Here is a 19,711-nt window from a genome sequence, read left to right on the forward strand (position 1 = left end):
TTCCCGTGTGAAAGTAGGTCATCGCCAGGCTCTCCCTCTAAACACCCCAGCTACTCAAATAGCTGGGGTGTTTGCTTTTTACGGGTCGGTTTTGTTATTACTTCGTCGTTGGTAACAGCAAAACGCCCCCAAGAAAAAGCCACCGAAAACGGTGGCTTTTTCATTTCCAGCATGCAGGAGCGTCAGGCTCGTGCCAGGAACTTCTCAACGAGGCGTACCCAGTACGTTGCACCCAGGGGCAGCAATTCATCGTTAAAGTCATAGCTCGGGTTGTGCAGCATGCACGGGCCGATGCCATGACCTTGCTCGCGGTGGTCACCGTCACCGTTACCGATGAACGCAAAGCAGCCGGGTTTCTCAAGCAACATGAACGAGAAATCCTCCGCTCCCATGGTCGGGTCAATGTCGGCATCTACGTTCTCGGCACCGACGAGTTCGCGCATGACTTCGGCGGCGAAGAGGGTCTCTGCCTCAGTGTTCACCGTCGGCGGGTAGTTGCGGTGGAAGACAAAGTCGACCGTGCACGCATACGCAGAGGCAATGCCCTTCGACACCTCTTCCATGCGCCGTTCGATCAAATCAAGGACTTCCGTTGAGAACGTGCGTACCGTGCCGCCGATCCACGCTTCGTTCGGGATGATGTTCGTCGCGTCTCCTGCGTGGAACTGCGTGACGGACAGCACTGCCGTGTCGATCGGGCGCTTGTTGCGCGTAATGATGCCCTGCAACGCAGATATCACCTGAGCGCCGACAAATACGGGATCGTGACCGTTATGGGGCAGCGCCGCGTGCGCGCCCTTTCCCTTGATGATGATGCGGAACTCGTTGCTTGAAGCCATCAGCGCGCCGACGCGCGTACCGAACGCACCGACCGGAACACCGGGCCAGTTGTGCATGCCGAATACCGCGTCACACGGAAAGCGCTCGAACAGGCCATCCTTGATCATTTCGCGCGCACCGCCGCCGCCTTCTTCGGCCGGCTGAAAAATCAGGTGGACCGTCCCGCTGAAGTTGCGGTGTTTGGCGAGGTAATGCGCCGCGCCAAGCAGCATCGCCGTGTGCCCGTCGTGACCGCACGCGTGCATCTTGCCTGCATGCCTGGATCGATGCTCGAACGCATTTGCCTCGGCGAGCGGCAACGCATCCATATCGGCGCGCAGACCAATTCGCTTGCCCTCGCCATTGCGGATGACGCCCACCAGGCCGGTCTTGCCTAGGCCGCGATGCACTTCAATGCCCCATTCCGTGAGCTTGGTGGCCACCAAGTCGGAAGTGCGCTGTTCTTCGAAGCAGAGTTCTGGGTGTGCGTGGATATCGCGACGCAGCGCCTGAATTTCAGGTTGCGCCGCTTGGATTTCTGGAATCAGCTTCATGGATGCGTTCGGGTTCTGACGGAAAGGTCGCAATCGTGTTCGATGATACGCCGATGGCCGATTTTCAGCCGGTAGGGTGCCTGCCGCCACTCACGCGTTCCTTGCATGGACTGCTTCCTGCTTTTCTCCCCCGCCCGCAACGTTGGAGCGCTGTTTTTCAGCGGCTGCCGAGCAGGGATGCACCAATTTGTGGCGCTGCACATTGCGGCCCACCTGTACGCATCGTTATAGTCGGCGCGAGCGCACGCCAGAAGCGCCGCCGCGTCATCAGGGAAATCGATTCGTCGATGCCTTAATCCGGGGAGAAAAGCCGTGAACATGATTCGGACTTTGCGGCGTGTCGCCGCTGCGATGTGCGTGGCAGGATGCGTGATGGCGGGCAGCAGCGCCCCAGCCCTCGCGGCCGATCTGAAGATCGGCATGAGCTCGCCGCCCACTTCGATGGACCCGCACTTCTACAACCTGTTCTCGAACATCAACGTCTCGGAGCACATGTTCGAGTGCCTCGTGAAGATGGACGCCGACAGCCACATCATTCCGGGCCTCGCCCAGTCGTGGAGGATGGTCAACAACCTTACGTGGGAATTCAAGCTGCGCCCCGGTGTGAAGTTCCACGATGGCAGCGAGCTGACAACCGAAGACGTGGCGTGGTCGCTCGATCGTCCGGCCACCATCGTCAACAGTCCGGGCAAGTTCGACACCTACACCAAGGCGATCATCAACAAGAAGATCATCGACAAGTACACCATCCAGCTGACCACGGCCCAGCCATACCCGTTGATGCTGTCTGATCTCACGTCCGTGTTCATCGTGCAGAAGAAAGCAACGCAGGGTCTGTCGAGCGACGATTTTGCACAAGGCAAGGGCATGGTCGGCACGGGGCCGTTCAAGTTTGTCAGCTATGCACGTGACGACCGGGTGGAGTTGATCCGGAATGATCATTACTGGGGCCCGAAACCCGCATGGGAGCATGTGACACTGCGTTTCATTCCGAACGGCGCGACGCGCATCGCGGCACTGCTCTCGGGCGACGTGCAGGCGATCGAGAATGTGCCGACGCCGGATTTGGCGCGTGTGCGGGGCGATGCGTCACTCAACTTCTTCTCGAAAACTTCGCACCGTGTCATCTATCTCTATACGGATGACAAGCGCGATCTCTCCCCCTACGTCACGGGCAAGGACGGCAAACCGCTGGCGAAAAATCCGCTGAAAGACCCGCGCGTGCGACGGGCCATGAGCATGGCCATCAACCGCCAGGGCATCAAGGACCGCATCATGGAAGGCCTGTCGGAGCCGACCAACAATCTGGTGCCACCGCAGCTCTTCGGCTATAACCCTGGCCTCAAGACGCTCAAGTACGACCCCGAGACCGCCAGGAAACTGCTGGCCGAGGCGGGCTACCCCGATGGCTTCGGCATCACGCTGCACACGCCGAACAATCGCTACGTGAACGACGAGAAGATTGCCCAAACCATCGCGCAGAATCTCACGCGCATCGGTATCGTGACGCGTGTGGAAGGCATGCCGATGGCGACCTATGCAGCCAAGAGCATCCGCCACGAGTATTCGTTCGGATTGGTCGGTTGGGGCGCGCAAACCGGCGAAGTCAGCTCACCGCTGCGTGCGCTGGTGGCGTGCGACGATGCCAAGACGGGGTTCGGTACCGTCAACTGGGGCCAGTATTGCAACCCCAAGATGGATGCCGTGCTCACCAAGGCGCTATACACCGTGGACGACCAGGAGCGTTCGAAGCTGCTGCAGGAGGCCACGGCCATCGTGGTGGAGGATGGCGGTATCATCCCGGTCCATTTCCAAGTCACGACCTGGGCGGCGCGCAAGGGCATCACCTACACGCCGCGCACCGACGAACGCACCTACGCGCACGGCTTCAAACCGCAATAACGCACGCGCCTTTTTCCACTCACTGAGAGCCTCCGATGCTGGTCTTCCTGATCCGACGGTTACTGGAATCCGTCGCGGTGCTGCTGGTGATGTCGATCCTGGTATTCCTGGGCGTGTATGCCATTGGCAACCCGGTCGATATCCTCATCAACCCGCAGGCAGACCAGCAGGACATTGCGCGCACCATTGCGGCGCTGGGACTCGACAAACCGCTCTGGGAGCAGTACCTGTATTTTCTCAAGGGGGCGATGCACGGCAACCTGGGGGTGTCGTTCGCGCAGGGCACGCCCGCGCTCAAGCTCATCTTCGAGCGCATGCCCGCCACCTTCGAGCTGGCCATCTTCGCGATGTTGCTGGCCATCGCGCTCGGCATTCCGCTCGGTCTGTGGGCGGGGCTGCGGCCCAACGGCATCGCCAACCGCACCATCATGACCGTCTCGATCCTGGGGTTCTCGCTGCCCACGTTCTGGGTTGGCCTGATGCTGATCATGGTGTTCGCGGTGCAGCTCGGCTGGCTGCCGTCCAATGGGCGCGGCGAGACGCGGTTGCTGCTCGGTGTTCCCGTCAGCTTCCTCACCCTGGATGGCATCCGCCACCTGATCCTGCCGGGTGTGACGCTCTCGCTCCTGAACATCGCCATGGTGATCCGGCTCACGCGTGCCGGTACGCAAGAAGCCATGCTGCAGGACTACGTAAAATTCGCGCGCGCCAAAGGCTTGTCGAATACCCGCATCGTCGGCGTTCATGTGCTCAAGAACATCCTGATCCCGATCGTGACGGTGGTCGGCCTGCAATTCGGCTCCGTCATCGCTTTCTCGATCGTGACGGAATCCATCTACGCGTGGCCGGGCATGGGCAAGCTCATCATCGATTCAATCCAGTTGCTTGACCGCCCCGTGATCGTGGCGTACCTGCTGGTGATCGTGACGCTGTTCATCCTCATCAATCTCGTGGTCGATCTGATCTACGGGGTACTTGACCCGCGCGTGCGCCTGTCCGACGGCCGAGGCTGACATGACGACTTCCGCTACCCCCGTCGCCAAGCCGGCGAACGAAGAGACACCGCTGCGCCGGTTCGCGCGCCAGTTCTGCGCCAGCCGCGTCGCCGTCGTCGGCCTGATCGTGCTGGCCATCATCGTCGTCGTGGCGGTTGCCGCGCCTTGGATTGCACCGCAGAACCCGTACGATCTCGCCAAGCTCGACGTGCTCGATTCGCGCCTCGCCCCCGGCGAGCAATCTTCCGATGGCATGACCTTCCTGCTTGGCTCGGACGATCAGGGCCGCGACATCCTCTCGGCCATCCTGTATGGCTTGCGCATCAGCGTAGGCGTGGGTGTGCTGAGCACGGTGTTCGCACTCGTACTGGGCACCGTGCTCGGGCTGATCGCAGGCTTTGCAGGCGGCCGCATCGAATCGCTCATCATGCGCATTGCCGACCTGCAGCTTTCGTTTCCGCCGATCCTGCTGGCGCTGATCCTGCTCGCCCTGCTCAAGCCGGGCATCACCAACATCGTGATTGCGCTGGTGGCCGTGCAGTGGGCGTATTACGCGCGCACCACGCGCAGCGCGGCACTGGTCGAGCGCCGGCGCGAATACATCGAAGCCGCGCAGGTGCTGGGTCTGCCGCCGTCGCGCATCATGTTTCGCCATCTGCTGCCGAACTGCCTGCCGCCGCTGATCGTGATTGCCGCGCTGCAAGTGGCATCGGCCATCACGCTGGAGGCGACGCTCTCGTTCCTGGGGCTTGGCGTGCCGATTACCGAGCCATCGCTCGGCCTGCTCATTGCCAACGGCTTCCAGTACATGTTGTCGGGCAAATACTGGATCAGCTTCTTCCCGGGGCTGGCGCTGCTTCTGACGATCGTGTCGATGAATCTCGTCTCGGACCAGCTGCGCGACGTGCTCAACCCCCGCCTGCAGACGCTATGACGGTAACCTACAGCACACCGACGCTGGTCGTCGAAGGCCTGAAGACGGAATTCGTCACGCGCGGGGGCATCGCGCGCGCGGTGGACGACGTCTCCTTCACGGTCGGGCGCGGCGAGATCATGGGCCTTGTTGGCGAGTCCGGTTCGGGCAAGTCGATGACGGGCTACTCCGTCATGGGCCTGATCGACCCGCCGGGCTGCGTGGTCGGCGGGCGTATCGAGCTGACCGGCCGTGATGGCGTCACGCACGATCTGCGCACGCTCCCCGCCAGGCAGATGCGCGACATGCGCGGCAACCGCATTGCCATGATCTTCCAAGACCCGATGATGACGCTCAATCCCGTCTTGCGCGTCGACACGCAGATGATCGAAGCGGTGCTTGCGCACCAGCGGGTGGGCAAGCAGCGGGCCCGAGAGATGGCGCGCGAGGCGCTGGCGCGGGTCGGCATCCCATCGCCGGACGAGCGTCTGACAGCCTATCCGCACCAGTTCTCGGGCGGTATGCGGCAGCGCGTGGCGATTGCCATTGCCCTGCTCAACAAGCCGGACCTGATCATCGCCGACGAGCCGACCACCGCGCTGGACGTGACCATCCAGGGGCAGATCCTGTCGGAAGTGCAGACCTTGTGCCGGGAGAGCGGCACCGCGCTGATCTGGATCACGCACGATCTCTCCGTGGTAGCTGGACTGGCCGACAGCGTGTGCGTGATGTACGCCGGCCGCATCGTCGAGCAGGGCAGCGTGCAGCAAGTGCTGGAGGTGCCGCGCCACCCCTACACGTTCGGCCTCATCGCTTCGGCGCCATCGCGCAATCCGCGCGGGGCGCCACTGCGACAGATTCCGGGCATGACGCCATCGCTGCTGGCGTTGCCCAGCGGCTGCGCTTTCCGCGAGCGCTGCGCCTTTGCTACCGAGGTCTGCAAGCAGACGCCCATGCTCGACACACTCGACGACGGCCGCAGCCTGCGCTGTTTCCACCCCGTCACGATCCGCCCCGAGGAGGCCGCCGCATGAACGCGAAGCATCCGGCGCATGATGCCGTCGCGCTCCAGGGGGCGACCGAAACAGCTTCCGCCGAACCTCTCGTGCCGATCCTCTCGTTGCAGAGCATGTCCAAGCGCTTCGTGAAGGGGCTGGACATCGCGTCTCGCATCGCCAACTGGTTTGGCGCCGGCGTGCGGGAGGAGGTCGTCCATGCCGTCGATCTCGTCGATCTCGACATCGCCACCGGCGAGGTGGTGGGCCTGGTCGGCGAATCCGGCTGCGGCAAGTCGACGCTCGGTCGTCTTGCCGTGGGCCTGCACAAGCCGACTACCGGCACGCGCCTATGGAAGGGCGTCGATCTCGATCGCCTGCCGCCCGAGCGCCGTCGCGAAAAGCAGCTCGCCATCCAGATGATCTTTCAGGATCCGTATGCGTCGCTCAACCCCCGCATGCGCGTGCAGGACATTGTCGGCGAAGCGCCGGTCGTGCACGGCATGGTCGACGCGGCCGCGCAGCGCGACTATGTGGCCGACATGCTCACGCGCGTCGGTCTCGACCCCAGCCTCATGCGACGCTTCCCGCACCAGTTCTCGGGCGGGCAGCGGGCGCGCATCGGCATTGCCCGCGCGCTGGCGGTCAAGCCCGAGTTCCTCGTCTGCGATGAGTCGGTCGCGGCACTCGATGTGTCGATCCAGGCCCAGGTGCTGAACCTGTTCATCCGCCTGCGCGAGCAACTGAACCTGACCTACCTGTTCATCAGCCACGACCTTGGCGTGGTCAAACATGTGAGCGACCGGGTGGTCATCATGTACCTCGGCCGGGTGGTGGAGTCCGCGCCCACCGAGGCGATCTTCGCGTCGCCCAATCACCCCTATACGCAGGCGTTGCTGGCCGAGGCGCCGACACTGGAAGTTCGGAAGAAGACCTACGCGGCGATTTCGGGCGAGATTCCATCGCCGCTGCATCCGCCCGCGGGCTGCCATTTCCATCCGCGTTGTCCGCATGCGATGCCGCGCTGCAAGAGCGAACAGCCGGTGCTCAGGGCGATCGCGCCGCTACGGTTCTCAGCCTGCCACCTGAACGACCAGCCCTGACTGCCCATGCCTGCCGCCGCCCAACCGTCCGATGAGGTTCTGCAACTGATCCGCACGCTGGTGGGGTTCGACACCGTCAGCCGCAATTCCAATCTGGGCCTGATCGAATGGGTCCGTGACCGCCTGCAGGCGCAGGGCGCGGTGTGCCGGCTAACCTACGACGCCACGGGCGGCAAGGCCAACCTGTTTGCCACGCTGTCGCCGGGGCGCAAGCCGGGGCTCGTGCTCTCGGGGCATACCGATGTGGTGCCCGTGGACGGCCAGCCCTGGGACACCGACCCGTTTGACGCGCAACTTCGTGATGGACGCCTATACGGGCGCGGCACGGCCGACATGAAGAGCTTCATTGCCGTGGCGCTCGCGCACGTGCCCGAATTCATGGCTGCGGAAGGCGACGCGAGCTTTCACCTGAGCCTGTCCTACGACGAAGAGATCGGCTGCGTGGGCGTACGCAGCCTGCTGCGCGACCTCGAGGCCAACGGTATCCAGCCCGCCGGCTGCATCGTCGGGGAACCCACGTCTATGCGGGCCATCGTGGCCCACAAGGGCAAGCGCGAATACCGCTGCTGCGTACGCGGCAAGGAGGCGCATTCGGCCCGCACCCCGCAGGGTGTGAACGCCATCGAATTTGCCGCGCTGCTCATTGCCCATCTCCGCTCGCTGGGCGCGCGTCTGGCTGAAGAGGAAGCGCGCGATGCGGCGTTCGTGGTGCCGCACACTACGCTCAACACCGGCACGATCAAGGGTGGCATTGCCACCAACGTGGTGCCGCGTGATTGCGAATTTACGTTCGACTTCCGCTATCTGCCCGGCACCGATCCCGACTGGCTATTTGGCCAGGTGGAGCGCTACGCCCGCGATATGCTGCTGCCGCAGATGCGCCGCATTGCCGAGGACGCCGACATCAGCTTCGCCATCAAGGCCGACACGCCCGGACTCTCGATTGCTCCGAGCCACGCGCTGGTTGCGCTGGCGCAGGCCCTGGCCCAGGGCCGCGGCATGTTCGGCAAGGTGGATTACGGCACGGAAGCGGGGCTGTTTTCGCGTGCCGGCATTCCGACGGTGGTCTGCGGGCCCGGCAATATTGAACAGGCGCACAAGCCCAACGAGTACATCGAGCTGGCGCAGATCGCTCAGTGCGAGGCCTTCATGCGGCGGCTCGCACAGCGCCGGCCTCAGTGGCTGCCGGGGTGAGCGCACGGAGCCCCGTCTTCGGGTTCGGCGCGCGACGTGCAAGGCTTTCCGTGCCGCGCGCCGAGTTCAGCGTGCCGCGCACGAGGCCACGAGCGTGGCCGCGCGGCCCGGGATGGTCAGCGGATCACCTGGCCGTTTGAGTTGATGATCGTCATTTCGACGAACTTAGAGCCGACATGGTTGGTCGGCGAGAAGTTGACATTGAAGCCGCCTACGTCATAGTTGCCCATCGACTCCAGCGCGCTGACGAATCGCTCGCGCGTGAGGTCGCGGCCCGCGCGCTTGAGCCCTTCGACGAATACGCGGGCGGCCACGTAGCCCTCGATGCTGCCGTAGTCGAAGTCTGTGATGCCTTCCGATTTGAGCAGCTTCTGGTAGTCGCGCACGAGCGGCGACGCACCGCTATACGGATAGGGCATCACCTGCGAGATGATCACGCCGCCCCCGGCCTTGCCCAGCGCATTGGCCAGCGCCTTGGTACCCACGAACGAAACGTTATAAAACTGGCCCGCAAAGCCTTGTTCCTGTGCGCCCTTCACCAGCGCCGCGACGGTTTGGTACGCGCTGATGACCACCACCGCGTCCGGTTTCTGCGCCAGCACGGTAGCGATGGCGCCGTTCACGTCGGTGGTATTGCGCACCACGCTGGCCTGCGCAACGAGCGACACTCCCTGTCCGGCAGGCAGTTTCAGTGCGCGTTGCACGCCGTCGAGCCCTGCCTTGCCGTAAGCATCGTCGTTGTAGACCACGGCGATACGCTTGAGGCCCGTGGTGTGAATCTGCTGAACGATGGCTGCGGTCTCGTCGTTGTAGCTGGCGCGCACGTGGAAGACGTTGCGCGCAAACGGCACGCGCAGTGCCGTTGCTCCGGAGAACGGCGCAAAGAACGGGACGCCGGCCGGATTGGCGAGCTTGAGCGCGGCCAGGCTCGTCGGCGTGCCGACATAACCAAACAGCGCGAACACCTTGGTATCGTCGATCAGCGTCTTCGTGTTGCGTGCGGCCGCGTCGGGCTCGTAGAAATCGTCGAGCACCTTGAACTGGATCTTGCGGCCATTGACGCCACCCGCTGCATTGATGGCATTGAAGTACAGCTGCGCGCCGCGGTTGACCTGCTGGCCGAGCTGTGCAGCCGGGCCGCTCATCGCAGCGGACTGTCCGACGATGATGGTGTCGTTGGTGACGCCGGTTTCCGCATGTGCGCTGCCTGCCGTCATGCCGATGACGCCCGTCAGGAACGCCGCCAGCATTCCTTTGATTCTGCGTGCTTGCATTGCTCTCCCCCCGAAGAGATTGGTCTGCACGGCATCATAGCCAAACAGGCGGGGCAGGCAAACAGAATCGGCACATGGGCGGCGTTTTTGAACGTTTTGAGACAAGGAAGCCGCGAGTTCTGCGCGGCTCCCATGGCATGCGGACCTCGCGTCAGGCCACTTCAGCCACGCGGCGCTTCAGCACGGCCAGCAGCGCGGCCGTCACGACCGTGCCGGCGACCAGCGCTGCCACATAGCCGCCCAGATGCGTCACCGCGTTCGGAATCGGCAGCACGAACGCGCCGCCGTGCGGCACGCGCAGTTCGACCTCGAACAGCATCGACAGCGCGCCGGCACAGGCTGAACCGGCCACGAGCGCGGGAATGACGCGGAACGGGTCTCGGGCCGCATAGGGGATCGCTCCCTCGCTGATGAAGGCGAGCCCCAGCACCGCAGTGGCTCTTGCCGCCTGACGTTCGTCCGGGGTGAAGCGCGAGGGGAACAGCCAGGCCGCCAGCGCGATGCCCAGTGGTGGCGTCATCCCGGCGGCCATGGTGGCGGCCATCGGCGTGTAGACCTGTGCGCCGATCAGCCCGGTGCTGAAGGCATACGCCGCCTTGTTGATGGGGCCGCCCATGTCGAAGGCCATCATGCCGCCCAGGAGTGCGCCCAGCGGTACGGCGTTGGCGCCCTGCATGCCACGCAGCCACGTGGTCAGCGAAGCGAGAAGTGCGGCGACCGGCGCGCCGACCACGTACAGCATCACGAGGCCCGTGAGCAGGCAGCCCAGCACCGGCAGGATCAGCACGGGCTTCAGCCCTTCCAGATTGCGCGGCAGCTTCAGCCACCGGTTGAGCGCTTCGGTGCCATAGCCTGCAACGAACCCGGCGACGATGCCGCCGAGGAATCCCGCCCCGAGGCTGGCTGCCAGCATGCCACCGACCATGCCGGGCGCGATGCCGGGCCGGCTGGCGATGGAGTAAGCCGTATACCCGGCCAGCGCAGGCACCATGAGCGCAAAGGCTGCTTTGGCGCCGATCTGGAACAGCGCGCCGCCCAGCGTGTGGCTTGCGGCGGCATCCGTCACGTAGATCCCACCCAGGGCAAACGCCAGTGCAATCAAAATGCCGCCCGCCACCACGAAGGGCAGCATGAAGGAGACACCAGTCATCAGGTGCTTGTAGGGGCCGGTGCGCTGCTGCTCGGCTGCCGGCGCAGCGGCGCTGGCCGGCTGTCCGGCGCCGCGAGCCTCTGCCGTGGCCTCATCAAGCGCACGGCGGATCAGCGCCTGCCCATCATGGATGGCTAACTTGGTGCCCGAACGGAAGATGCGCTTGCCGGCAAAGCGTGACAGGTCGACCTGCGTGTCGGCGGCAATGAGCACGAGGTCTGCGCTGGCAATGGCATCAGCCGACAGCGTGTTCTGCGCGCCGACCGAACCCTGCGTCTCCACGTGGATCGTGTGGCCGAGCGCCGCTGCCGCCTGCGTGAGCGCCTCGGCCGCCATGAAGGTATGAGCGATACCCGTCGGGCACGAAGTAATGGCGACGATGCGGCGGGTCTGCGCACCAACCTGCGGTGCGGGCGGCGCGCTGTCCATCATGCGGGACAGGACGGTGCGCGCGTCATCGAGCACATCGTCAAGGCTGACCTCGAGCGTGCGCGGATTGGCTCGGCGCGCTGTCTCATCGGGTGCGAGACCCGCCCAGACGACGGCATCGGCCGTGGCCAGCGCCGCAGCATCGAATGCGGAAGCCGTACCCGGGCCGCGCACATCCACGTCGAGTTTGCAGCCGGATTCGCGCGCCGCGTGCCGCAGTGCCGCGCCGGCCAGCATGGCGCGGGTCGTGCGGCCGTCTGCGCCGAGAATTGCCAACAGGTTTGCCATGATCGGCTCCTTGAGTGCGTTGAGCGTGTGGCGATGGGAGGCGGGGTGTCAGGCCACGCGCTGCATGCGCACGGCAGTCGCGCGTTCGCGCACTTGGTCGGGCGGCGGCAGGTGCGGACCCAGCCGCAGCAATTTGCACGCGGCAAAGGCCACCGACAGGCGCACGGTCGCTTCGATGCCGGCGCGGGCGTGCCAGCCGGCCAGCACCCCGGCCACCATGGCGTCACCTGCGCCGACGGTGCTGACGGTGCGCACCGGCGGCAGACTCGCCTGCCAAGTGCCGTCTTCGGTGACGAACAGCGCGCCGTCCTCGCCGAGCGATACGATGACCTGCGCGACGCCACGCGCGTGGATGCCGCGTGCCACGTCTACTGCTTCAGCCAGCGTGGGCAGCGATGTACCTGCCCACAACTCCAGTTCGTGCCGGTTGGGCTTGATGGCCGTCGGCAGGGCGTCGCGCGGCGCGTTCAGCGCATGCGCAAGCGGCAGTCCGCTGGTATCGAGCAATGTGCGTACGCCGCGCCGCTTCAGCCGCGCGAGCAGTGACACGTAGGTATCTGCCGGCACGCCTCCCGGCAGGCTGCCGCATAGCGCAACGCCGGCAATGTCGGGCAGGGCGTCCAGGCGCTTGCACAGCACGTCCAGATCGGCCGCCGTTGCGTCGATGCCGGGCAGGTTGATGTCGGTGGTCTGTCCGTCGGCCTGGTCGCTGATCTTGATGTTGGTGCGATTGGTGCCGGGCACGCGGCAGAAGCCGTCGAGCACGCCCTTGCGCGCAAACAGCGCCTCGAACAGCTCGGCGTTGGCGTCGCCCAGGAGGCCCGTGGCGATTACCGGCACCTGCCAATCGGCCAGGCAGGCCGCCACGTTGACGCCCTTGCCGCCGGCCTGTTGCGTGACGCTGCGGCCGATGTTGACGCGCCCGCGTTCGAGGCGCTCCAGCCCGATGGTCATGTCGATGGCCGGATTGAGCGTGATGGTGACGATGCGCGCGTCGCTCATGCCGCCATCTCCTTGCCCGGTGCCAGGATCGTCAAGGTCGCTTCAAGGTCGCGCACGTCCTGGGCGCATGCGCAGGCCAACGCGCGTTCCGCGAGTTGTGACAGCGTGCCGGCATGTGCCTCGCGCAACCGCGCCTTGACCGGCGCGATATCGCGCGGGCTCATCGACAGTTCATGCACGCCCAGCCCCGTGAGCAGCAGCGCGCCGAACGGGTCTCCCGCCAAGCCGCCACATACGCCTACCCAGCGCCCATGGCGTGCGGCGCCTTGCACGGTCTGCTGGATCAGACGGAGCACCGTCGGGTGCAGGCTGTCGGCCTCGGCGGCGAGGTCGGGATGCTGGCGGTCGATCGCCAGCGTGTATTGCGTCAGGTCGTTCGTGCCGATGGAAAAGAAGTCGACATGCTCGGCCAGGCGATCGGCCAGTAGCGCGGCGGCCGGCACCTCCACCATGATGCCCAGCGGCACCGCCGGCGCGTCGAGTTCAGCGCGGATGCGCTCGCACGCGGTGCGCAGGGCGATCACTTCCTCCAAGGCGGTGATCATCGGGAACATGATCGACAACGCGCTGCCCTTGCCGACATCGCGGGCGGCGCGATAGAGCGCTCGCAGTTGCGGCTCCATGAGGTCGGGCCGGCGCAGCAGCAGGCGCGCACCGCGCACACCGAGGAAGGGGTTGTCTTCTGTCGGCAGGTTCAGATGCGGGACCTGCTTGTCGCCGCCGATATCCAGCGTGCGCACGATCAGCGGGCGGCCGCCGAGGCTTTTCAGCATGTCGGCGTAGACGGCATATTGCGTGTCTTCGTCCGGTGTGTGGTCGCGTTCGAGGAACAGGAATTCGGTGCGCATCAGGCCAACGCCTTCCGCGCCGAGCGCGATGGCTTCGACCGCCTGCGCGGGCAGGTTGACGTTGGCGGCGATCTCCACCGTGTGGCCGTCACGTGTGCGGGCGGGCAAGCCGCGCTCTGCCTGCTCACGCTGAGCGCGGCTGGCGTCTTCCTGCAGCCATGCCCGGGCGCTGGCGATGCTGGCAGCGTCCGGATCGAGCACCAGACGGCCGCCGGTGCCGTCGATGATGGCCTGTGTGCCCGTCGCCACATCGAGCACGGCCTGGCCGGCGGCCACGACGGCCGGGATGCCCAGCGTGCGCGTCAGGATGGCCGTGTGCGAGGTCGGACCGCCTTGCGCCGTGACGATGCCGATGATGCGTCGCGTATCGAGTGCCGCCGTATCCGAAGGCGACAGATCTGCCGCAACCAGGATGCAGGGCGTGTCCGGCAGTGTCTGCGCGGCACTGCGCAGCGACGGATCGATATGGCCGAGCACCCGCCGCCCCACGTCGCGCAAGTCGGCCGCGCGCGCGGCCAGCAGCGGATTGCCGAGCGCGCCCAGTCGCTCGGCCAGGCGTTCGACGGCCTGATGCCAGGACCACGCCACGCCGTGGCCCTCGACCATCGCCTGGCACGTCAGCGTCATGAGATCGGTGTCGCCCAGCAGTTCGGCCTGGGCCTTGAAGATGCCCGCTTCGGCTTCGCCCAGGCGGGCGGCGGTGTCGCGTGCCAGGGCGTCCAGCTCGGCGCGCGTGCTGGCCAGCGCCTGGTCCAGCAGATCGCCGCCGGTGGTCAGCGCGACCGGGTGATCGGGCACGGTCGACGCGCCGTGCTGCAACACATGGATGGGGCCGAGCGCCAAGCCGGGGCTCGCCGCAATGCCGCCGATGGCCGGCAACGCCGCGTCGGCCTGCCACCCGTGCGCGGTCTGGCGCGTGCGCGCTGCTTGCGTGTCGCGTGCGGCCTGCGCGCGTTCCTGCGCCGTCAGGCCTCGGATGGTCTGCATCAGGGCGTCGAGCGCAGCGCCGGCGTCGGGGCCTTCCGCAGAGAGCGTGAGCTTGGCGCCCGCCGCAAGCCCCAATTGCAGCAACGCCACCAGGTTCTTTGCGTCGGCGGTTTCATTGCCATGGCGCACTTGCACGCGCGCGGCAAAGCGGCGGGCGGCTTCCACCCACTGCGCGGCCGGACGGGCGTGCAGGCCGCTCGGGTATTCCAGCGTCAAGGTGCGCTGCTCGGCGAGGTCGGCGCCGGGCGTGCTGGCGGCGGGCGCGGGTGCGTCGCTCGAGAGCGCGGCGACAAGCTCTTCGGCGTTTTGCGTGGTGAAGAGCTGCCGCAGGCGTGCGTCGTCATTCAGCAGTCGCGTCAGCCGGCGCAGCAGCGTGATGTGCTCGTCCGACTGCGCGGCGATGGCAAACACAAGGTGCGTCGTCTGCCCCGGGTGCCACTCCAGCCCGTCGGGAAATTGCAGCACCGCAATGCCCGTCTGGCCGATCAGGTGACGGTCCTCGCCCATGCCGTGCGGAATGGCGACGCCATGGCCGAGAAACGTGTTGGCCACGGTCTCGCGGCGTAGAAGGCTGTCGATATAGGCCGGGTCGATGCAGCCTGCGTCGGCCAGCAATTGGCCGGCGGCGCGGATAGCGCTTTCCTTGTCGGTGGCGCGTTGCTGCAGACGGATGCGTTCGGCGCAGATCAGGGCGGAAGCCATGCGGCGGGGTCTCCTGCGGCTGCCGTGCTCCAGGGCTCGGCATGCGTGTCGTCGATGATCGCGAATTGAAATCGATTACAGTTGGAGTGTCAATGTGCGGCGCGACACAAAGTGACGTATCTTCCTGTATTTACGGGGTTTTCCCTAGGGCGATCAGGCTTTAGTGACGAGGCTGCCCTTCGCTATGATGGCGCTTTCTTTGGAAACGATTTCAGCATGACGGTTCGAATCAAGGACGTAGCGGCGGCAGCGGGCGTGTCGGTGGCAACGGTGTCACGCGCGCTCGCCGGCGGCCCCGTGAGCGCAGAACTGCGCCGACGCGTCGATGCGGCGGTGGCAGCGTCCGGGTATCGGCCGAACCTGTCGGCACGGCGGCTGCGCTCACAGCAGGCGCAGACCGTCGGGCTGATCGTCTCCGACATCCGCAACCCGTTCTTCACCAGCGTCAGCCGGGCGGTGGAAGACGCGGCCTACGCCGCCGGCCTGCGCGTCATCCTGTGCAATTCCGACGAAGACCCTGAGAAGGAGGCGATGTACCTGCGCTTGATGGAAGAGGAGCGCGTGACCGGTGTGATCCTCTCGCCGACGCGCGCCATTGCTGAAGCGCAGCAACCGGTGCACCTCGGTTACCCGGTCGTGCTGATCGACCGAGCGGGCCCGGCTTGTGGGACCGATGCCGTCGTGCTCGACAACCAGCAGGCCGCGCAAGCATTGGCTGAGCACCTCGCCACGCAGGGTTATCGGCGCATCGGTGGCCTGTTCGGGCGGACGAGCAGCACAGGCGCTGAGCGTCAGGCCGGATTCGCGACGGCGTTGGCACGTCACGGCATGACCCTCGAGGCACGTTTCATCCTGCCGACCGCCGAGGCCGCGGAGGCCGAGACGCTGGCATGGCTGTCCGGTACGGAATGTGATCGCCCCGACGCGCTCGTCGCGAGTAACGCGCAATCGCTGCTGGGCGTGCTGCGCGCGTTGCGCAAGCTCTCGCTGGATGTGCCGCGCGACATCGCCGTGGCGGGCTTTGACAACGAGCCTTGGACGGAACTCGCCGGCCCGGGCATCACCGTGATCGAACAGCCGGTCTATGACATCGGCCGCATGGCGATGGCAATGCTGCAGGATCGCCTCGCACAGCCCGCCCTGCCGACGCGTCGCGTGTTGCTCACGGGGCGGCTTGTCACGCGCGGCTCCACGCCGCTGCGAAGCCACTAGCGGGCGATTACAATTTCCGGATGCCCGCGGCGGTGCGAAGACACCGACATGCGCCAGCCGCCACCCACTCCGGAGCCCCTTGATGTCCACCCAAGTCATCCGTGCCGCCTGCCCGCACGACTGCCCCGACACCTGCGCCTTGCTCGTCACCGTTGAGGACGGCCGCGCCACCCGCGTGCAGGGCGATCCGGACCACCCGACGACGGCTGGCGTGCTGTGCACCAAGGTCAATCGGTATGCGGAACGCACGTACCACCCGAACCGCCTGCTGACGCCGATGAAGCGTGTGGGTGCCAAGGGCGAAGGCAAGTTCGAACCGATTTCGTGGGACGAGGCCATCGACACCATCGCCACGCGCCTGGGCGACGTTGCTGCGCGCAACCCCGAAGCCATCCTCCCTTACAGCTACGCCGGCACGATGGGCCTGGTGCAGGGTGAGAGCATGGCTGCGCGCTTCTTTCACAAGCTCGGGGCGTCGCTGCTCGATCGCACGATCTGCGCATCGGCCGGTGCGACGGCGCTGCGCTATACGTACGGCGCGAGCCTCGGCATGGACATCGAGCACGTGCAGGATGCCAAGCTGATCCTGATCTGGGGCGCCAATCCGATCGCGTCGAACCTGCATTTCTGGACGCGCGCGCAGGAGGCGAAACGGCGTGGCGCCACGCTCGTCGCCATCGATCCGTATCGCTCGCTGACGGCCGAGAAGTGCCATCGCCATCTGGCGGTACGCCCCGGTACCGATGCGGCGCTGGCGCTGGCGATGATCCACGTGCTGGTCCGTGATGACTTGCTCGACCACGATTACATCGCCAATCACACGCTCGGTTTCGAGGCGTTGCGTGAGCGCGCGCAGCAATACACGCCGGAATATGCGGCGACGCTGTGTGGGGTGGACGCGGCCGATATCGAGTGGCTCGCCAAGCTGTACGGCACGACCGTCGTGCGCGACAAACAGCCGGCGGCCATTCGCCTGAACTACGGCATGCAGCGCGCGCATGGCGGCGGGCAGGGGGTGCGCGCGGTCGCGTGCCTGCCGTCGCTGGTGGGCGCGTGGCGCGATGCGGCGGGCGGGCTGCAACTGTCGACGTCCGGTTTCTTCCCCATCGACACCGCCAAGCTGCAGCGTCCTGACTTGCTGCCGAGCTGGCCCAACATGCCGCGCACGATCAACATGAGCACCATCGGCGATGCGCTGCTGCATACGGGCGACGCATCGTTCGGCCCGAAGGTCGACGCGGTGGTCGTCTACAACAGCAACCCCGTGGCGGTGGCGCCGGACTCGCGCAAGGTCGCCGCCGGCTTTGCGCGCGAAGACCTCTTCACCGTGGTGCTGGAGCATTTCCAGACCGATACCGCCGACTACGCCGACATCGTGCTGCCCGCCACCACGCAGCTCGAACACGTCGATGTGCACAAGGCTTACGGCCACACCTATGTGCTGGCCAACAACGCTGCCATTGCGCCGATGGGGCAATCGTTGCCGAACACGGAGATTTTTCGCCGTCTCGCGCAACGCATGGGTTTTAACGACACCTGTTTTGCCGACTCGGACGACGACATCGCCGCCCAGGCCGTGCGCCGTGACGACCCGGCCGCCGCGCACATCGACTGGGCGACGCTCAAGCGCGAGGGCTGGCAGAAGCTGTCACACCCGGCCGCGCCGCTGGCACGCGGCGGCTATCGCACGCCGTCCGGCCGCTGCGAGTTCTATTCCGAACAGATGGCCAAGGACGGACTCGACCCGCTGCCCGGCTATGTGCCGCCGCATGAGTCGGCGATCAGCACGCCAGAGCTGGCCAAGCGTTATCCGCTGTCGATGATCTCGCCGCCGGCGCGTAACTTCCTCAACTCCACCTTCGTCAACGTCGACAGCCTGCGCAACACTGAAGGCGAGCCGCATCTCGACATCCACCCCGACGATGCGAATGCACGCGGCGTCGTCGATGGCGAGCTTGTCCGCATCTTCAACGATCGCGGCACCATGCAGGCGCGCGCCCGCGTGACCGACCGTGCGCGGCGGGGCGTGGTCGTCGGCCTGTCGATCTGGTGGAAGAAGCTCGCGCCCGACGGCACCAACGCCAACGAGCTGACCAGCCAGCGCCTGACCGACATGGGGCGCGCCCCGACCTTCTATGACTGCCTGGTGGAGGTCGCGCCGGCAGCACCTGTGGCGTCGGCTGCCTGATGAGGTGAGTCATGCGTGCTGCTCGCGCGCGGTGCATGGCGGTGTCCCTGGTCAGTGCGATCCTGCTGGCCGGCTGCGACACCGTTGGCTATTACTATCAGTCGGTCGCCGGGCATCTGTCGTTGATGGCGCGCCGCGAGTCGCTCGACCAGGCCATCGATGACGCCCGACAGGCCCGCAACGACAAACTCGCCAGGCGCCTGGAGGATGCGCGCAGTATCCGCATCTACGCCTCGCGCGAGCTGGGCCTGCCCGACAACGGCAGCTATCGCGTCTATGCCAATCTTGGGCGCCCCTTTGCGGTGTGGAACGTCTTTGCCGCGCCCGAGCTGTCGGTCAAGCTCAAGGAGTGGTGCTTCCTCGTCGTCGGCTGCGTGACGTATCGCGGTTATTACGATCGGAAAGCAGCAGAAGCCTACGCCGACACGCTGCGTGCGCAGGGGCTGGACGTCGATGTGGCCGGCATTCCTGCGTATTCCACACTGGGTTATTTCGATGATCCGCTGCTCAACACCTTTGTCGGGCTGCCCGAAGGGGAGTTGGCGCGGCTGATTTTTCATGAGCTGGCGCATCAGGTGGCGTATGCGAAGGGCGACACAGCCTTCAACGAATCCTTTGCCACCGCGGTCGAAACCATTGGGGTCGAGCGCTGGCTGGCCGACGCGGCCACTGCAGACATCCGCACGGAGTACGCCGCTTACGATGCCCGCCGCGTTCAATTCCGCGCCCTCCTGCTGGCGTACCGCGATCGGCTCGAAAAGCTGTATGCAAGCCCGGTGTCCGACGACGAGAAACGCGCCGGCAAGCGCGCCATCTTTGCGAGCCTGCAGGCCGATTACGCCAAGCTCAAGGCAAGCTGGGGCGGGTATACCGGCTATGACCGCTGGTTTGCGCAGCCCTTGTCCAACGCGCACCTGGGCGCGGTCGCCAGCTACCTGCAATGGGTGCCTGCGTTTAAAGCGCTATACCACCGCGACGGCGGCGACTGGGCCCGCTTCTACGCCGACGTCAAGGCGATGGCTCGCGAGTCGAAGCCGCGGCGCGAGGCTGCATTGCAGGCCTTGGCCCGGCCAGCCTTTCCCGATACCAGTGGCGTGGCCTTGCAAAAGTGATGCCAACACCAGGTGAAGTGCGGGTTTGGCGCTTGGTCAACGCC

Annotated in this window: 14 protein-coding genes; 9 read left to right on the forward strand and 5 right to left on the reverse strand. The window is 65.7% G+C overall.

Annotation, left to right across the window (positions count from 1 at the left end; translation table 11 throughout):
- Positions 1–182: 182 nt before the first annotated feature.
- The gene (locus R2N03_RS00005; protein WP_316653674.1) at positions 183–1,373 is read right to left on the reverse strand and encodes a M20 aminoacylase family protein; all 1,191 of its coding nucleotides are present in this window, start codon (positions 1,371–1,373) and stop codon (positions 183–185) included.
- A 351-nt stretch (positions 1,374–1,724) separates the two neighbouring features.
- Here R2N03_RS00005 and R2N03_RS00010 point away from each other — a divergent pair, with 351 nt between their 5' ends.
- The 6 genes from R2N03_RS00010 to argE are packed head-to-tail and all read left to right on the forward strand — an operon-like array spanning position 1,725 to position 8,475.
- Positions 1,725–3,275: an ABC transporter substrate-binding protein gene (locus tag R2N03_RS00010; RefSeq protein ID WP_428984366.1), complete on the forward strand. Its 1,551-nt coding sequence runs from the start codon at positions 1,725–1,727 to the stop codon at positions 3,273–3,275.
- A 35-nt stretch (positions 3,276–3,310) separates the two neighbouring features.
- Complete coding sequence (locus R2N03_RS00015; protein WP_316653675.1) at positions 3,311–4,288, forward strand: ABC transporter permease; 978 nt, start codon at positions 3,311–3,313, stop codon at positions 4,286–4,288.
- A 1-nt stretch (position 4,289) separates the two neighbouring features.
- On the forward strand, positions 4,290–5,204 hold the full coding sequence (locus R2N03_RS00020; RefSeq protein WP_316653676.1) for an ABC transporter permease: 915 nt from the start codon (positions 4,290–4,292) through the stop codon (positions 5,202–5,204).
- Positions 5,201–6,217 carry an ABC transporter ATP-binding protein gene (locus tag R2N03_RS00025; protein ID WP_316653677.1) on the forward strand — a complete coding sequence of 339 codons (1,017 nt, stop codon included), beginning with the start codon at positions 5,201–5,203 and terminating at the stop codon, positions 6,215–6,217. The genes R2N03_RS00020 and R2N03_RS00025 overlap by 4 nt, the downstream gene beginning before the upstream one ends.
- Positions 6,214–7,281, forward strand: a complete 1,068-nt coding sequence (locus R2N03_RS00030; protein WP_316653678.1) for an ABC transporter ATP-binding protein — start codon at positions 6,214–6,216, stop codon at positions 7,279–7,281. Before R2N03_RS00025 ends, R2N03_RS00030 begins: the two co-directional genes overlap by 4 nt.
- A gap of 6 nt (positions 7,282–7,287) precedes the next feature.
- On the forward strand, positions 7,288–8,475 hold the full coding sequence (argE, locus tag R2N03_RS00035; RefSeq protein WP_316653679.1) for an acetylornithine deacetylase: 1,188 nt from the start codon (positions 7,288–7,290) through the stop codon (positions 8,473–8,475).
- A gap of 116 nt (positions 8,476–8,591) precedes the next feature.
- Here argE and R2N03_RS00040 read toward each other — a convergent pair whose 3' ends face one another.
- From R2N03_RS00040 to ptsP, 4 genes are all read right to left on the reverse strand, one after another.
- Positions 8,592–9,749: an ABC transporter substrate-binding protein gene (locus R2N03_RS00040; protein WP_316653680.1), complete on the reverse strand. Its 1,158-nt coding sequence runs from the start codon at positions 9,747–9,749 to the stop codon at positions 8,592–8,594.
- A gap of 151 nt (positions 9,750–9,900) precedes the next feature.
- Entirely contained in the window at positions 9,901–11,616 is a 1,716-nt protein-coding gene (locus R2N03_RS00045; RefSeq protein ID WP_316653681.1) for a PTS fructose transporter subunit IIC, read from the reverse strand.
- A gap of 48 nt (positions 11,617–11,664) precedes the next feature.
- Entirely contained in the window at positions 11,665–12,618 is a 954-nt protein-coding gene (pfkB, locus tag R2N03_RS00050; RefSeq protein ID WP_316653682.1) for a 1-phosphofructokinase, read from the reverse strand.
- Positions 12,615–15,155 carry a phosphoenolpyruvate--protein phosphotransferase gene (gene ptsP / locus R2N03_RS00055; protein ID WP_316653683.1) on the reverse strand — a complete coding sequence of 847 codons (2,541 nt, stop codon included), beginning with the start codon at positions 15,153–15,155 and terminating at the stop codon, positions 12,615–12,617. Before ptsP ends, pfkB begins: the two co-directional genes overlap by 4 nt.
- 216 nt (positions 15,156–15,371) lie before the next feature.
- On the opposite strand from ptsP, the gene R2N03_RS00060 reads away from it, so the two are divergent.
- From R2N03_RS00060 to R2N03_RS00070, 3 genes are all read left to right on the forward strand, one after another.
- Positions 15,372–16,367, forward strand: a complete 996-nt coding sequence (locus R2N03_RS00060; protein ID WP_316653684.1) for a LacI family DNA-binding transcriptional regulator — start codon at positions 15,372–15,374, stop codon at positions 16,365–16,367.
- Positions 16,368–16,449: 82 nt separating this feature from the next.
- A complete protein-coding gene (locus R2N03_RS00065; RefSeq protein ID WP_316653685.1) occupies positions 16,450–18,555 on the forward strand; it encodes a molybdopterin-containing oxidoreductase family protein in 2,106 nt (701 codons plus the stop codon).
- An 11-nt stretch (positions 18,556–18,566) separates the two neighbouring features.
- Entirely contained in the window at positions 18,567–19,667 is a 1,101-nt protein-coding gene (locus R2N03_RS00070; protein ID WP_316653686.1) for an aminopeptidase, read from the forward strand.
- Positions 19,668–19,711: the final 44 nt, after the last annotated feature.

The organism is Ralstonia condita (assembly GCF_958405655.1).
In the GTDB taxonomy this organism is placed as follows: domain Bacteria; phylum Pseudomonadota; class Gammaproteobacteria; order Burkholderiales; family Burkholderiaceae; genus Ralstonia; species Ralstonia condita.